The 15,822-nt window shown below is 56.4% G+C and carries 13 protein-coding genes; 6 read left to right on the forward strand and 7 right to left on the reverse strand.

All coding sequences use genetic code 11. The features are described 5' to 3' along the window. Nucleotides 1-11: 11 nt before the first annotated feature. From AC6I6N_RS16760 to AC6I6N_RS16775, 4 genes are read right to left on the reverse strand one after another with little or no spacing between them, the layout of a single operon-like run. Nucleotides 12-581 (reverse strand): chalcone isomerase family protein, encoded by a 570-nt coding sequence (locus tag AC6I6N_RS16760; protein ID WP_321268728.1) that lies wholly within the window; start codon nucleotides 579-581, stop codon nucleotides 12-14. After that, nucleotides 574-1,845 (reverse strand): SAM-dependent methyltransferase, encoded by a 1,272-nt coding sequence (locus tag AC6I6N_RS16765; RefSeq protein WP_094197797.1) that lies wholly within the window; start codon nucleotides 1,843-1,845, stop codon nucleotides 574-576. Before AC6I6N_RS16765 ends, AC6I6N_RS16760 begins: the two co-directional genes overlap by 8 nt. Further along, on the reverse strand, nucleotides 1,842-2,594 hold the full coding sequence (locus AC6I6N_RS16770; RefSeq protein WP_094197796.1) for a DUF1365 domain-containing protein: 753 nt from the start codon (nucleotides 2,592-2,594) through the stop codon (nucleotides 1,842-1,844). Before AC6I6N_RS16770 ends, AC6I6N_RS16765 begins: the two co-directional genes overlap by 4 nt. Further along, nucleotides 2,591-3,940 carry an NAD(P)/FAD-dependent oxidoreductase gene (locus tag AC6I6N_RS16775; protein WP_497943682.1) on the reverse strand — a complete coding sequence of 450 codons (1,350 nt, stop codon included), beginning with the start codon at nucleotides 3,938-3,940 and terminating at the stop codon, nucleotides 2,591-2,593. The genes AC6I6N_RS16770 and AC6I6N_RS16775 overlap by 4 nt, the downstream gene beginning before the upstream one ends. Nucleotides 3,941-4,083: 143 nt before the next feature. Between AC6I6N_RS16775 and AC6I6N_RS16780 the strand changes: the two genes are divergently transcribed. Beyond that, entirely contained in the window at nucleotides 4,084-4,740 is a 657-nt protein-coding gene (locus tag AC6I6N_RS16780; protein ID WP_094197794.1) for a TetR/AcrR family transcriptional regulator, read from the forward strand. Nucleotides 4,741-4,793: 53 nt separating this feature from the next. Here the strand turns inward: AC6I6N_RS16780 and AC6I6N_RS16785 are convergent, their stop codons facing one another. Further along, complete coding sequence (locus AC6I6N_RS16785) at nucleotides 4,794-5,258, reverse strand: nuclear transport factor 2 family protein (RefSeq protein WP_094197793.1); 465 nt, start codon at nucleotides 5,256-5,258, stop codon at nucleotides 4,794-4,796. 173 nt (nucleotides 5,259-5,431) lie between these two features. Between AC6I6N_RS16785 and AC6I6N_RS16790 the strand changes: the two genes are divergently transcribed. Further along, the gene (locus AC6I6N_RS16790; protein ID WP_159063954.1) at nucleotides 5,432-6,235 is read left to right on the forward strand and encodes a formylglycine-generating enzyme family protein; all 804 of its coding nucleotides are present in this window, start codon (nucleotides 5,432-5,434) and stop codon (nucleotides 6,233-6,235) included. A gap of 8 nt (nucleotides 6,236-6,243) precedes the next feature. On the opposite strand, the gene AC6I6N_RS16795 is transcribed toward AC6I6N_RS16790, so the two are convergent. Both AC6I6N_RS16795 and norR read right to left on the reverse strand, forming a co-directional pair. Next, nucleotides 6,244-6,942, reverse strand: a complete 699-nt coding sequence (locus AC6I6N_RS16795; RefSeq protein WP_094197791.1) for a Crp/Fnr family transcriptional regulator — start codon at nucleotides 6,940-6,942, stop codon at nucleotides 6,244-6,246. Beyond that, nucleotides 6,935-8,476, reverse strand: a complete 1,542-nt coding sequence (gene norR / locus AC6I6N_RS16800) for a nitric oxide reductase transcriptional regulator NorR (protein WP_094197790.1) — start codon at nucleotides 8,474-8,476, stop codon at nucleotides 6,935-6,937. Before norR ends, AC6I6N_RS16795 begins: the two co-directional genes overlap by 8 nt. Nucleotides 8,477-8,782: 306 nt before the next feature. Here norR and AC6I6N_RS16805 point away from each other — a divergent pair, with 306 nt between their 5' ends. From AC6I6N_RS16805 to AC6I6N_RS16820, 4 genes are all read left to right on the forward strand, one after another. Then, nucleotides 8,783-11,062: a nitric-oxide reductase large subunit gene (locus AC6I6N_RS16805; protein ID WP_497943683.1), complete on the forward strand. Its 2,280-nt coding sequence runs from the start codon at nucleotides 8,783-8,785 to the stop codon at nucleotides 11,060-11,062. A 265-nt stretch (nucleotides 11,063-11,327) separates the two neighbouring features. Next, nucleotides 11,328-12,167, forward strand: coding sequence for a p-hydroxycinnamoyl CoA hydratase/lyase (locus AC6I6N_RS16810; protein WP_094197787.1), 840 nt, complete (start codon nucleotides 11,328-11,330; stop codon nucleotides 12,165-12,167). A gap of 89 nt (nucleotides 12,168-12,256) precedes the next feature. Continuing rightward, nucleotides 12,257-14,380 carry an acetate--CoA ligase family protein gene (locus tag AC6I6N_RS16815; protein ID WP_257503598.1) on the forward strand — a complete coding sequence of 708 codons (2,124 nt, stop codon included), beginning with the start codon at nucleotides 12,257-12,259 and terminating at the stop codon, nucleotides 14,378-14,380. 69 nt (nucleotides 14,381-14,449) lie between these two features. Further along, complete coding sequence (locus AC6I6N_RS16820; protein ID WP_497943684.1) at nucleotides 14,450-15,820, forward strand: spinster family MFS transporter; 1,371 nt, start codon at nucleotides 14,450-14,452, stop codon at nucleotides 15,818-15,820. The last annotated feature ends 2 nt before the right edge of the window (nucleotides 15,821-15,822 follow it).

The raw sequence follows: 15,822 nt of genomic DNA on the forward strand, positions 1-15,822 counted from the left end.
TCGTGCCTTTCTTAGCGTTTGCTCAGCAATGCCGCGCGCAGACCGGGCGCCGACGTTTGCTCAGACAACCAGATTCCAAAAAACAGGCGCGCGTACTCTGCGTCCTGAATACGTGCTGTCTCGCGTCCATTGTGGAAAAAACGTACATCGCCGGCCCCGTCGGTTACCCCCAGCAGCCGATCCTGAGCCAGCACATCAGGAAAGGCTTTTGTCATCAGGAGCAACCATTGGCGTGCCTGTTGTTCAGAGAAGCTGCCGACGCGTCGCATTTCGGCTATTGAGCGCTCGGCAATCGCCTCTCCTTCCAGCTTGCGGTCGTAGATCAGTTCCAGCGCGAAAGGCTGGCGTGCATACTGTGCTGGCTCGAAGTCCGGCAGCGCCCACAGGCGCGCCTCGTAAACCCGCAGTCCAAAAAAGCGCATGGGGCCGCTGCCAAGCAAATGGGCAGCGGGCAGGGTGGAGCGCAGCTCCTGGGGGGCAGCCGGTGTGGCCGCCAAGACAGTATTAGTCATGGTAGTAAGGGTAGGAGCGAGAAGACTGATGCCCCAGATCAGGGTTTTGCGTCGTCGAAGATCAGGCATGGTCGGGCCTTCTCAATGTGAACTGGACCACATCGGTGTTGCCCATATCAAAGGCAGCCTCGCAGTAGGCCAGATAAAATCGCCAGATGCGTACAAAGCGTTCGTCAAAGCCCTGGCTTCGTACAGCATCGAGCTTGTGCTCGAAAGCCTGACGCCAGCGCCTGAGCGTTTCGGCATAGTCCTTGCCAAAGCTCATCTTCTTGACTATTTCCAGGCCTGCTCGTTGCGCCTCGCGCTCGAAGGCCGTGACACTGGGCAACAGTCCTCCCGGAAAAATGAACTGCTGAATGAAGTCGGAAGAGTGCAAATAGCGCTCAAAAAGGTCTTCGCGCAGGGTGATCGATTGCAGGCAAGCATGGCCCCCCGGTTTGAGGCAGTCATGTAAGGTCTGGAAGTAGGTGCGCCAGTATTCATGTCCGACCGCTTCAAACATTTCAATGGACACAATGGCGTCGAATGGCTGCGCCGCGTGTTCGGCAGCTAAGTCCCGGTAGTCCTGATAACGCAGATCCACCTGTGTTTGCAGGCCTGCTTGGGTGATGCGCTGCGTGGCCCAGTGAAGTTGTTCACGCGACAAGGTCACACCGCTGACCTGTGCGCCGAACTCTGTGGCCGCTGTCTGGGCAAGTGCCCCCCAACCGCAGCCGATTTCCAGCAGGCGTTGACCTGGTTGCAGCCTTGTCTCGCGCAACGCACGTCGTATTTTGTTCTGCTGGGCCTGCTCCAGATCTGCCTCTTGCAAGGCGCTGCCGCTGAGACCTTCAAACCACGCAGAGCTGTAACTCATGGTCGGATCCAGCCACAGCTGATAAAAATCGTTGCCCAGATCGTAGTGGGCATGGATGTTTTTGGCGCTGCCTGCCCGTGTGTTGCGGCGAAGCATATGCCGTAGCCTGAAGCCCAGACGGCCCCACCAGTGACCATATACCAGTTGCTCCAGGTGGTCGCGGTTGTCGATGCACAGGCGCAAGAGTCCGCTAAGGTCGTCACTGTCCCATAGGCCGTCTATATAACCTTCGGCAAAACCAATATCGCCCGAGCTTAGAACGCGCTCCAGCGCTTCCCAGTGCTTGATTGTGCAGCGTGCGTCTGCATCCGGGGCGCTCTGTTTGGGGCAATGCCGCAGTTGCCCATCGGGCAATTGAAGCTCCAATTGGCCATGAGGCAGATGCGTCAACAGCTTCAGGACGCGGTTCGCGCTAGGTGGCAAGACGCGTTTTGCATCGGCGGACTTGCGCAAGAGGGTGGCGGTGCTTGTATTCATCGTGTGACAGAGCGCTTGGGCGCTGGTGGTTTGCGATGGAAAGGAAGCCGCTTTGCCCACAGGCGCAGTGCTTGCCAGTGGATGCGGAAAATGACCCCAAGGGTCATGAGCGGCGTGCCAAAAAAGGCCCGGCGCACGGTCGTGGTGCTCAAGGGATGCAACACTCCTTGAACGCCCGTACGCAGCACGGGGCCTGCGTCGTCGTAAAGATCAATGAGTGCCAGGTTGGCGCGGTCACTGCGTTTGAAGCGGAAGCGATACTCTCCCTGAGTCTCGCAAAATGGAGACACATGAAATTGCTTGCTGGCCACTTGCTCACAGTCCCAGTCCAGATCCGGTCCGGCAAGAAGATAGGCATGGCGCTCACCAAAGGTGTTGTTGACCTCAGCCAGAATCGCCGCCAGCGAGCCGTCTGCCCGATGTGCGTACCAAAAGCTGACGGGCTTGAAGACATAGCCCAGGACACGGGGGAAGGTATGCAACCAGATTTCCCCATCGGCGTCCTGTATGCCTTCTTCTTGCAGCAAGGCCTCGAACCAGGCCAGAGCGTCATTGCTGCCGTCGCCGTGATCACTATCGTGAAAACTGATCCAGCCGCGCCGATTGCGACGTAGCACAGCAACGGGGTGCTCACGCAGGCTGCGCATGGGAAGCAGCAGGAAATAACCGGGGTAACGAAAGGCGTGATCGACCGGCCGTAGCCGGCGGTGCCAAATATGGCCAAAGCCAATAAGAGGGACGGTGCTCATACCGTTTCCTCCTCGTTGATCTCGATGGGGGGCGCTGGCTGTTTGTGCTCAAGAGACAGCAGGACCTTGTCGGCCGCATTCAGGCCAGAGCGCAAGCCGTCCTCATGGAACCCGTAGCCACACCAGGCGCCGCAAAACCAGGTGCGGCGTTGGCCTTGCAGTTGCTCGACAAGCGGTTGTGCCTGGATGGCGGCCTGGTCAAAGACCGGATGGTGGTAGCCAATACGGGCATGCACCTTGTCCGGGTCTATTGGGCGGGCTGGATTCAGGGAAACCAGCACGGCTTGTTGCCAGGGCAGGGGTTGCAATCGGTTGATCAGGTAGTGGAGACAAACCCCTGCCTCTTCTGAATTCACGCAGGAGGCGCGCTCGTAGTTCCATGCCGCCCAAGCCGCTGTGCGTTGTGGCAAGACGGAGGTATCGGTATGCAAAACCGCTTCATTGGCCTGATAGCGGATGCTGCCCAGTACGGCTTGTTCCTGTTGTGTCGCGTCTTTGCCAAGCAAGCGCAATGCCTGGTCACTATGGCAGGCCAGTACGATGGCATCGAACTGTTCCGACCCGTGGGGCATTTCTACTAAAACCCCCTGTGGCAGGCGTTTGAGGCTGAGCACCGGGGTATTCAAGCGTGTTTCATGGCGACCGTCTTGTTGCAGCCGTTCAATCATGCGACGCACATACTGTTGCGATCCCCCTCGAACGGTGTGCCACTGAGGCCGATTAGTGATCTGTATCAGCCCATGATTGTGGCAAAAGCGAATCAAGGTAGTAACGGGAAAACGCAGCATTTGATCTGTCGGGCAAGACCAGATACTGCCAATCATGGGTAGTAGATAGTGGTGGCGAAAGGCGCTGCTAAAGCCGTGCTGATCAAGAAAGGTTTCTATCGAGGCACTGAGCTGCGACTCGACCTGGCGCTGGGCAATGTCCGTGGTCAGACGATTGAAACGCATGATCTCGAGCAGCATGCCAATGAAGCGTGGGCGCAGCAAATTTTTGCGTTGTGCAAAAACCCCGTTCAAGGAGCTGCCGCTCCATTCCATACCCGGTCTGCCGTGGGCGTCGGGCACCTGCACTGAAAAAGACATTTCGGACGGTGCCGTTTCCACATCCAGCTCTTTGAACAGTTGCGTGAGCATGGGGTAGGTGCGGTGATTGAATACGAGAAACCCGGTATCTACACCATGACAAATTCCGTCCAGGCTTAGTTGGACGGTATTGGCATGTCCGCCGAAATAGCTGTTTGCCTCGATCAAGCACACGCGATGAGAGGTCTGCGTGCTGGCCAGACGAAAGGCAGCGGCCAGACCGGAAATGCCCGAACCTATGACAGCGATACGACGCATGGCAGCTCCTTGAGTATTGCTATAGTGCTCAATAGACCATAAGGATTAAAATGTGAACTGCTTAGTTCAAACTATAAACCCTAAATATTATTTTTGCACTATCTAGTGTTCAAGATAGTCCCATTCGTCCTAAAATGTGATGTATGAACGCTCGATCCTCAATCAAACAACAAATCCAGCGGGTGCGCGAAGAAGCTATCGTGACCGCTGTGAATCGGCTATTGGCTACCAAGGGCTACGACGCCATGACGGTCGACGAAGTTGCCGCCGAGGCGGGCATGGCCAAGGCCAGCCTGTATAAGTTATTCACGTCAAAGGAAGAACTTGCTGCGGCCGCAATGGTTGGTGTCTTGGATCGCGCCTTGGCTTTTGTGGACGAGTTGCGTAGACAGGCCAAGAGCGCGGCTGACTTGGGTGCGCCGATTGCAGCAATCGATCAGCTCAAATCAGTGGTGCGCTGGACAATGCACACCCAATTGCAAGGGGAAATGCCGTCGTTGCCCGCGCAGAACTCGAACCTTAGCACCTCGCTCCAATCGAATGACGAGTATATGGATCGTCTGATCGCCTTGAGTAATCGTCTGAGCACCTGGATTATCGAGGCACAGACAGCAGGCGGCCTCCAAACGGGTCTGCCCGTTGAGCTTGTGCTCTATACCCTATTTGCGCGCGCGTGCGATCCTGTGGTGGGTTTGCTCAAGGAGTCCGGCCAGTACACCCATGAGCAAATCATTGAATGGGTGACCAGCACCACGTTTGATGGTTTGGCAGGATCTGGCCTGAAGCCCCCCACTCCGTAGGGTGATCTCCAAACGCAAGCAGGGGCTTGTGTGTGTTCCGATTGCTTGTTGTCTCAAGAGGTAGCAAGCTTGCGTCGCAGCCAGCGCATCAATACGCCCAGTAGCGGCAGTTTTGCGTAAAGCTCCTCGGCCGCATCCCAATAATCGCGATGATGAGACACCCGTCCCTGTTCATCAAAGGACAGGAACGAAGCCCCCTTGATGCATTGTTCAACGTCCGGCTTCCACCGACGGAGTCGAAAACGGAACTCCCATTCCAGAAAGGCCCGGTGATCCTGGACGATCTGCTGCGTAATGACAAATCGTGGTGCTTGTAGCGCCGTAAACATATGTTCGAAGATGCGTCGAATGGCCGGCACGCCACGCACTTCGTTAAAGGGGTCCTTGAAATAGGCATCAGGCGCGTAACAGGCCTCAAGCTCGGAGAGCCGGTCTGGTGCCAGCTCTTGATAGAGCTGGACGATTCGGCGCACTGCCGCCGCACTATCATCGGAACCTGCGGGCAAGTCAGTCTTCATGGGTGTCAGCCTGAGGATTCAAGGGACGATGAGGAAACAACAAGTATAAGGCTCAAGCAACAGGCCAAAGAGCGGGTTGGATAATTTGACTTCTTGTAGACGCTGGTTGCCTTGGAGCAAGGACGCAATGTTCTCGCTACGTTTCAATGGTGATTGTCTCTAGGGAGTTCATAATGCGAAGCCATGTAGTGGGATCCGTGCTGTTAGTGGCCATATTGGCCGGATGTTCGGCTGGCGAGTCCAGCAATCCGTCCGCTTTGCCCGAGCTGGTGGAAGTGGCTGGCCCGGCACGTGAGCTCATGCAGGCTGGCGAGTACTTGCTCGATGGCCGCCTGGTCGCGTCCGATACGGTGATGTATGCCCCGGCCCCGACCCTGAAAGCGATGAAATATCAAGTCAGCCAGTACGAGTACGATCAGTGCGTTCGTGCAGAACGTTGCAAGGCTGCAGACGCAGTGGGTCGAGGGCAGGCCAAGAATATGCCGGTTGTCGGGGTGAGCTGGCAGGATGGACAGGATTACGCTGCCTGGTTAAGCGAGCGTACAGGCAAGACATTCCGTTTGCCGCAGTATCTGGAATGGAGCTATTTCGCCGATCAGAAAGTACCCGAATCGGCGCAGGGTGGGCTGGATGAGAATGAGCAGGCCGCTTTGTGGCTGCAGGAATATCAGGAAAGCTACAAGCGCAAACAGGAGCAAGAGGTGCCCTTAGCGCCCTTGGGCCAGGGCGTGGCCAATGCTTATGGGGTATTTGATGCCGGTGGGCAGGTGGCCGAATGGACCAATACCTGCCACGTACGGGTACACCGCATCAGCATGCCTCGTGCAGAATCACGCCTGGAAAACTGCGGTGTACGCACCTTGGGGGGCGAGCATATTGCGGTGATGCCCGACTTTATCCGCGATCCTAAAACCGGGGCGTGTTCGGTTGGTGTGCCACCGCGTTATCTGGGGCTGCGTCTGGTCACTGACGATTAGGCTGGCACTTAGCCACGCTCCAGAACGGCTTGTGCAAACTTGTCCAGGTCTGCAATCGTAATTTGTTTGCGGCCTGCCAGAATCAAGCCCTGGTGATCCCAGCTACTGACGACACGGCTGGCCGTGTACAAGGTGGTCCCGGCCAGGTCAGCCAGATCTTGCCGGGTCACCGGAATGCTCAAGGATGTGCCTTGTGCGCCGCTTTGGCCCACTTGGCGAATCAAACGCAGCAGGCTGTGAGCAAGCCGCTGCTCCACTTCCAGACTATGAATTTCCAACAGGCGATCATCCGCATCGCTGAGTCGTTGTGCGACGGTATCTTGCGCAGAATTGAGCAGGCACGGAAAGCGTTGCGTCAGGCTGTCCCAGGATTTCTCCGGCCAGGCCAATGCCGCGCTGGTGGTCACGCTGATAGCGGTAGCCGGGTAGTTGCGGCGGCGCAGTGCTGGGGCAATGCCAATCACATCGCCCGGTAAGGCAAAACGTACCAGCAGTTGCGAGCCATTGGGCATGGTGCGCACGACTTTGATCAGGCCTTGGAGCAGGACGAAAAAATGGTCGCTGCTTTGTTCCTGGCGAAAGACCTGGCTGTCCTTGTCGTAGTGGATCAGGCGTCCTTCTTGCCACAGCTCATCGATGCCGCTTGCGTCCAGCGTGGAGAAAACGGGCAGGTTGGCTAACAAGGAGGGGTAGGAGATGTCAGTCATCACTTAAGCTTTCTGAGCGGGTTTTTAGCCCTAGTTTGCTGGCCAGCTTGTGTAGATTGCTGGGGTCTATGCCTAGCTGCCGGGCAGCCTGGCTCCAGTTACCGGTGGTATCCTCCAAAGCCTGTCGGATCAGTTGGCTCTGTAGTTGCTCAACGGACTGACGCAAGGATTGGCGGGGGGGATCAATCGCCATACTGGTCGCTGCGACAGGCTGGTGGATAGAAGGTAACAAATTGAGATTATCAGCGCTAAGTGTAAATATTTGGTTACGTTCTGGCGTGTCGACCAGCAGGCGGATAGTTGCCCGACTGATCAAATGTTCCAATTCACGAACATTACCCGGCCAATGATAAGCCAGTAAAGCGGCTTCTGCGTCGGGAGATAAGCGAATTCCGCGTAATCCCAAACGGGATCGGTTGATTTCCAAAAAATGGCCTGCCAGCAGCAAGATGTCCTGATGGCGCTCGCGCAGGGCAGGGATGGTAAGTGGAAAAACCGACAAGCGGTGAAACAGGTCCGCCCGGAAACCGCCTTGGGCGATCTGCTGACTCAGGTCACGGTTGGTGGCGGCAACCAGACGCACATTCAGCTTGATGGGGTGGTCCGCCCCCAAGCGTTGAATCTCGCCATTTTGCAAGGTACGCAGCAGCTTGGCCTGAATCGTCAAAGACAACTCACCGATTTCATCCAGAAACAGGGTGCCGCCCTGGGCCGCTTCAAAGCGCCCGGCGCGATTTTCATGCGCCCCGGAAAAGGCCCCCTTTACATGTCCAAATAATTCGCTTTCCGCCAAAGACTCGGGCAGGGCAGCGCAGTTCACGTAGATCAAGGGACTGTTGTGACGTGGTGAGCGTTGATGCAGGCGCTGTGCAAACAGCTCTTTCCCTACCCCCGTCTCGCCCAGTAAAAGTACAGGCAGCTCTGAGGAGGCCACCGTGTCCAGCAACTGAATGACTTCCTGCAGCGGTTTGCTGTTGCCAATGATGGCGGCCGAGTTATGGCGTGACAAATAATCGGGCGGCAAGGTGGAGAGCAGTCGTAGACTGCGGTTCTCTTCTTCCAGTTCGCTGATGCGGATCGCGCTCTCCAGCACCAGGCACCAGTGCTTCAGTTCTATCAGCATGGAGGTTGAAAACGTCCCTGGCCGCAAGGCATCCAGCGTCAGAATGCCCCAGGGTGTGCCCTGGGCTTGCAAGGTAATCCCTACGCAATCGTGTACCGGCAAAGGCTGGCCCAGTTTGTCATCAAGCAAGCCGTCGTAAGGGTCGGGCAGGCCACAGTGGGGTTCAAAGCGGGTCAGGTTGGATGAGCTCAAAATTCGGTTCAAACGGGGGTGGTCTGCAATCACGAAGTGACGCCCCAGGGTGTCATGGCCCAAGCCGCTGGCTGCAACAATACGCAATACGGTGTCATCCAGTTTCAGCAAACCCGCTGCATCACAGCCAAAGTGCCTAGCCAGCAAATGCACCATGCGCTGTAGACGTAAGGGCCCGGGAATCTCGGTGGCAAGGTCGGCAATCAAAAGATCTAGCATGGGTGGAAAATACCCTTATGGTGAAAAATACCCAGTTTTGTTGGGGTAGTTTATACCTAGGATGGTGACAAACCATTGATCTATGTCGTCTTGGACTTGGCACGGTCTTTGCTTTAGAGGTCTTGTCATACATTTTTAAGGACTATGACATGACCCCCGACTTAGCAGAACATCGCTACAAGGCGTGTACTTCGGTCCGTCCCCCGTTCCGGGGCCGTACCCAAACAGGTTTTGACCAGGTAACTGGGTCCTGCCAGGACCTGTTTGGATTGGGTCGTTTGATTCATCAGCGAGACGGAGAAGAAAATGCGTAGCTATAAAAAACTATGGTGGTCCCTGGTGGCAGTCACCATGGTCACCTTTGCCATCCTGGGATGGACAGGTGTGGAGGTGTATCGTCAGGCACCCCCCATGCCGGTCAAGGTAGTCACACCGGATGGCCGTGAATTTACCTCACAGGAACAGATACATCGTGGCCAGTCCGCCTGGCAAAGTACCGGCGGTATGCAACTGGGCTCGATCTGGGGGCACGGGGCCTACCAGGCACCGGACTGGAGTGCCGACTGGTTGCACCGCGAGGCTCTGGCCTGGCTGGATTTGGCTGCCCAGCAAACCTACTCGCTGAACTATGATCAGCTGACATCCAGTCAGCAGGCCACCTTGCGGCAGGAACTGCAGGACGAATACCGTCCTAACCGCATTGATGAAGCGACGGGCGTGCTGCAGATCAGTGAACGTCGCGCCAAGGCCATCGACACTACCGCCCAGTACTACATTGACCTGTTTGGTGACGCGCCCGAGCTGAAATCCAGCCGCGAGAGCTTTGCCATGAAGGACAACACCTTGCCAGAGCTGCAGCGCCGTCAGGACATGACCCGCTTTTTCTTCTGGCTGTCCTGGGCCACGGTAACTGATCGTCCTGGCACCACCGTCAGCTATACCAACAACTGGCCGCACGAGCCCTTGGTGGATAACTATCCTTCCACGGCCAATATCGTCTGGTCCATCGTCAGTATCGTGCTCTTGCTGGCCGGTATTGGCCTGCTGGTCTGGATCTGGGCCTTTACGCACAAAGAAGAGGAAGCCCCTGTTGCCCCGGCTACCGACCCGGTTCTGGCTTTCCGCCTGACCCCTTCACAGCGTGCCCTGAAAAAATATGCCTTCCTGACGGTTGCCCTGTTTGTCATCCAGGTTTTCCTGGGTGGCTTTACCGCACACTACACGGTTGAAGGCCAGATGTTCTATGGCATAGACGTGTCGCAGTGGTTCCCTTATTCCCTGACCCGTACCTGGCATATTCAGGCAGCTCTCTTGTGGATTGCCAGTGGTTTTCTGACCGCCGGCTTGTTCCTGGTGCCCTTGATTAACGGGGGCGAGGATCCCAAGTTCCAGCGCCTGGGTGTGGACGTCCTGTTCGGTGCTCTGGTTGTGCTCTTTATTGGTTCTTTTGCCGGTAACTTCCTGACTATCAAAAACATCCTGCCTCCCGAGCTGAACTTCTGGTTTGGTCACCAGGGCTACGAATACCTGGATCTGGGGCGTTTCTGGCAGATCATCAAGTTCATTGGTCTGGCTTTCTGGCTGTTGCTGATGCTGCGTGGCATGTGGCCTGCCTTGCGTCGAGACAAGGGCGACAACCACTTGCTGGTCCTGCTGACCATCTCTACCGTGGCCATTGGCCTGTTCTACGGGACTGGCCTGTTCTACGGCGAGCACACCAATATCACCATCATGGAGTACTGGCGCTGGTGGGTGGTTCACCTGTGGGTTGAAGGTTTCTTTGAGGTCTTTGCCACGGTTGCCATGGGCTTTATCTTCCTGACCTTGGGTCTGGTTTCCAAGCGCAGTGCCACCATTGCTGGTCTGGCTGCCGCCTCGCTGTTCCTGGTTGGCGGGGTGCCGGGTACTTTGCATCACATGTACTTCTCGGGTACGACCACTCCGATCATGGCCATTGGTGCTTCTTTCAGTGCGTTGGAAGTGGTGCCTTTGATCATGTTGGGTTACGAAGCCTTCCATAACTGGAAAATGCAGAAACAAGCCGGCTGGATGAGCGATTTGCGTTGGCCCGTCATGTTCTTTGTGGCCGTGGCCTTCTGGAACATGCTCGGTGCTGGTGTGTTTGGTTTCCTGATCAACCCACCCATCTCGCTGTACTACATTCAGGGTCTGAACACGACACCACTGCATGCACACGCTGCCTTGTTTGGTGTGTATGGCTTTCTGTCTCTGGGCTTTGTCTTGCTGGTGGTACGTTATATCTCGCCCGAGGTTCGCTATAACGACCGTGTGATGAGCTGGGGCTTCTGGGCACTGAACGGTGGTCTGGTGCTGATGATGTTCGTCAGCTTGCTGCCTGCCGGGATTATTCAGGCTTGGGCCAGCATTTCGGAAGGCATGTGGTACGCCCGCAGTGAAGAGTTCATGCAGCAGCCCATCCTGCAATCTCTGCGTTGGTGGCGCACCTTGGGTGACGTCGTCTTTATTGCCGGTGCCTTGATCGTGTTCCAGCAGGTTTGGGTACGTATCTCTGCACGGCGTCGGATAACGCCGGCCAATGCAGTCGGTGCCATCAAAACATCCTGATTTTTTTTACTGGCGCTCTCTTTTTCTATGAGAGCGCATCGACAAGAAAACCGCCTTCGGGCGGTTTTTTTTATGTTGGAGGGACTGGTGTGCTCCGAGTACGAACGCCAAGCTGGTGGCCGTTTTGTCAGGCTGTGTGGATTGTGTTTGCGAGCACCTAGGGTTAACGCTGTATTGTGATGATCAATAATAGTTATTTATCATAATAATTATTGATTCAAATTAATTGGATAGAGATCCAGTTTCACAAGAGCAAGGAAGGCTGATGAATATTGAACGCACAGAAGAGCAAACCGTGTCTTGTACGGTAGAGAACCGTATCGCCTGGGTGAAATTCAATCGACCCGAAAAACGCAATGCCATGAGTCCGCAACTGAATCGTCAGATGATGCGTGTACTCGATGAGCTGGAGTTCCGTGAGGACGTGGGTGTCGTGGTGCTCAGTGGCGAGGGCTCGGCTTGGACTGCCGGCATGGACTTGAAAGAGTATTTCCGGGAGACCGAGGCCACAGGCCTGGAAGGGACGCGCAAGGCGCAACGTGAAAGTTACGGTTGGTGGCGCCGGTTGCGTTGGTTTCAGAAACCGACGATTGCGATGGTCAATGGCTGGTGCTTTGGTGGAGGCTACGGCCCCTTGTTTGCCTGCGACCTGGCGTTTGCCGCTGATGAGGCCACGTTTGGCCTGTCTGAAATCAACTGGGGTATTTTGCCCGGTGGTGGTGCCTCGAAGGTTGCGGTCGAGCTTTTGTCGTTCCGTAATGCGATGTATCACGCCATGATGGGTGAGAACATCGACGGGCGTACGGCAGCCCAGTGGGGGCTGGTCAATGAGTCCTTGCCCTTGGAGAGCTTGCAAGAGCGCGTGACGCAGGTTGCGCAAACCTTGCTGCAAAAGAACCCGATTGCCTTGAAGGCCACCAAAGATGCCATTCGTCGTGTGCGGGAAATGACTTACGACAATGCTGAAGATTATCTGGTGCGAGTTCAGGAAGCAGCCAACAGTTTCGATAACGAAGGCCGCAAAGAGGGTATGCGTCAGTTCCTGGACGATAAAACATACAAGCCTGGCCTGGGAACCTACGACCTTTCCAAACAAAAAGCCTGATAAACGGCACAGCAGGGGAGGCAGCCTCCTTGGTCTGAAGGAGAGCTGACATCACCCAATGGGAGACAACAGTGATAAGGACACAGAGGGTGGCCGCTCAGCGGCCGGATATCGGACGGCTGTTAAAGCCCGGTTCCATTGCTATTGTGGGCGCGTCTGCCACACCCGGCGCACTGGGTGCATCGGTACTGGGTAATCTGGAACGCAACGGTTTTGCCGGTGAGATTTACTTGATCAATCCCAAGCGCGCCCAGATAGCAGGCCGCCCTTGCCTGGCATCCGTTGAACAGCTTCCTGACGGCGTGGATGTGGCTGTCTTGGCGATTCCACAAACGGCCGTCCTGGATACCATTCGTGCGCTGGCCAAGCGGCGTGTCGGTGCGGCGATCATTTTCTCGGCAGGTTTTGCCGAGGCCGGAGAGCAGGGCCAAGCCGAGCAAAGCGAGATTGCTCGAATCGCGGCTGAGGCTGGCATGGTGATTGAAGGGCCTAACTGTTTGGGGAGCATCAATTATCAGCAAGGTGTGCCACTGACGTTTGTGCAAGTGGATATTCGCGACAAGACCTGCGCGTCGCAACCGTGCATCGGGGTGGTGTCGCAAAGCGGTGCCATGATGACGGTGCTGTGCACCACCTTGTCCAGCCGTCACTTGCCCTTGTCCTACGCCGTCTCAACGGGTAATGAGGCGGCCAGTGTTGCGGAAGATTATGTGGAGTTCTTGCTGGAACAAAGCCATACCCGCGTTATTGCGATGATTGTCGAGCAATTTCGTCATCCAGAGCGCATGCTGGCAGCCGTGGCCCAGGCACGTCGTCAGGGCAAGACGCTTGTCCTGCTTCATCCAGGCAAAAGCAGTGCGGCTCGCGCTTCTGCGGCCACACATACCGGGGTTCTGGCTGGCGACTACTCCTTGATGCGCACCAAGATGGAGCGTGCGGGTGCTGTTTTTGCAGAAACACTGGAAGAGCTAGGTGATATCGCCGAGATTGCCATTCGTTGTCCGGCCTTGCCGGCTGCGGGCGTAGCGGTTCTGGGAGAGTCAGGCGCCTTCAAAGCCTTGACCCTGGATTGGGCCGAGGCCTTGCAACTGGATCTGCCGGTGATCAGTGACCAGGACTCGCCGCAGCTAAGGGCGGTGTTGCCCGGTTTTGTGGGTGTGAGCAATCCCTTGGACCTGACGGCACAAGGTTTGGTCGATCCGGACCTCTATTACCGTACCTTGACGGCGTTGCTGGAGGACGAACGCTTCTCCACCCTTGTCATTGGTCTGATTCAGGGCGATGCGGTGACCTGCGGCATCAAAATGCCCCCGGTGCTGCGAGCCATACACGATTTGCGTCCCCGTAAAGCCGTGGTGCTGGCCGGATTGGATGAGGGGGCGGCTGTCCCACCCGAGTTCATTGAGCAACTGCGCAGCCTGGGCGTTCCGTATTTCCCCAGTACCGAGCGGGCCTTGCGTGCCGTGCAACGGTTGACAGCGTTGCAAGCACGCCGTTTTGAAAGCAGTCACAGTGAACCCAAAGCCTTAGCTTTGCCGGCAGATCGCACCGTTGTGCCTGAATATCAGGCCAAGCAAATCCTGGCCCAAGCGGGCATACCATTTGCTCGTGGAGAACTGGCTACTAGCCTGGAGCAGGCGGTAGAGACCGCCCAGGCGCTGGGTTGGCCTGTTGCGCTCAAGGCTCAGTCTGCGCAGTTAAGCCACAAGAGTGATGCAGGCGGTGTCATTCTTAACGTTGGCGATAGGCCATCTTTAGAGCAAGCCTGGATGCGTCTGCATGCCAATGTGGCCAACTACGACGGCAATATTGTCCTGGATGGTGTGCTGGTAGAGGCCATGGGACGGCGTGGCCTGGAGATGATTGTAGGGGCGCGTCAGGACCCGCAATGGGGGCCGGTCATTTTGGTAGGTATGGGAGGAGTTACGGCGGAAATCATGCGTGATGTTCGTCTGCTGGATGCTGATCTGTCCGTAAGGCAGGTATTGCATGAGCTCGATCAGTTGCAGGCAGCGGCCTTGTTGCATGGCTATCGAGGCTCCCCCAGGCTTGATCGGGAGGCATTGGCCGAGCTGATCGTCCGCCTCGGGCAGGTGTTGCGTGGCACGCCTGCTATTCGTGAAATAGACCTTAATCCGGTGATTGTGTTGCCCGAAGCTCAAGGTGTGCTTGCATTAGATGCCTTGATGCTGATTCAGGGTCAAAGCGGCTGAGGTCCACCAGGGCTGGCTGTTCATGCCAGCCCATTTAATTCCTTTCTCCATCCTTCACAGGAGCTTGCCTTGAGCCTGCCTTATTTGCCGGGCCGTGTACGCGTGCCCGCTTCCACCGAGCCTTCGACCTTGGGCTATGCGTATTACGTCACGATTGTCTTATTGCTGGCCTATACGCTGTCCTTTGTGGATCGCCAGATCTTGGGCCTGTTGGTGCAGCCCATCAAAAAGGATCTGCATCTGTCAGATTGGATGTTCAGTATTGTTCACGGTTTTGCGTTTGCCATTTTCTATACCTTTGTTGGGATTTTTCTGGGCCGCTTGGCAGACAGTTGGAATCGCCGCAACCTGATTGTGATCGGAATGGTGGTGTGGGTGTTGGCCACTGCTGCAGGGGGCTATGTGACTGGTTTCGCATCGCTTTTTGTCGCCCGCATGTTCGTGGGCATTGGCGAGGCCGCCCTGTCTCCGGCCGCCTATTCTATGTTGGCCGATTACTTTGCGCCCGAGCGCCGGGCCCGTGCCATGAGTATTTATACATCGGGGGTCTATATAGGATCGGCGACTGCCTTCATTGTGGGTGGGCTGGTCATTGAGGCGACCAGCCAGTCAGGGACGCTGGTGTTTCCGCTGCTGGGCAGCTTCAAACCCTGGCAGGCGGCCTTCATCTTTGTGGCCTTGCCCGGTATCCCCCTTGTTCTGCTGATGCTAACGGTGCGGGAGCCGGTGCGGCGGGGCCTGAAAGAGGCCAGCCCAACCGCGCGTGCCGGATCGACTTGCGCCCCGGATTGGCGCTATGTGCTGCGTCATAAACGGGCCTACTTTCCACTGCTGCTGGCTCCGGGGCTGACCGCCATGATCACGTTTGGCGTCACGGCCTGGCTGCCCGCTACCTTTATCCGCCAGTGGGGCTGGACTCCGGGTGAAATTGGCCCAGCTTACGGGGTCATTATTTTGACATTTGGGATTGGGGGCATGCTGGTCAGTGGCTTTCTGGCTGATCATCTGACCGCACGCGGCAAGCTGGTAGGCTCGATCCTTATTTCCTTGATCGCCACCAGCGTTCTGATCGTGACTGGCGTGACGCTGGCCTTTGCCCCTTCTGCTGAGTTTGCGTTGGTAGCGGTGGCAGCAACGACCTTCTTTCTGGGGATGCCCGTTGCCTTGGCTCCTCCTATCTTGCAGGCGATTACGCCCAATCAATTGCGGGGGCAGGTCACGTCGATTTATCTGCTTCTGATCAATTTGATTGGCTTGGGCATGGGCCCGTTTCTGGTCGCTTTTTTCACGGACTTTATTTTTTATGACGAGCAGAAAGTAGGGTTGTCATTGGGTTTGGTCTCAGCCTTGGCGGCCTTGCTGTCAGTCGTGTGCCTGGCCCGGGCGATTGGCCCTTATCGTCAATTGGTCGCCGGTTTGGCGCAGCAAGAGAGGATTTAAGT

This window comes from Alcaligenes sp. LTN-3 (assembly GCF_059735605.1).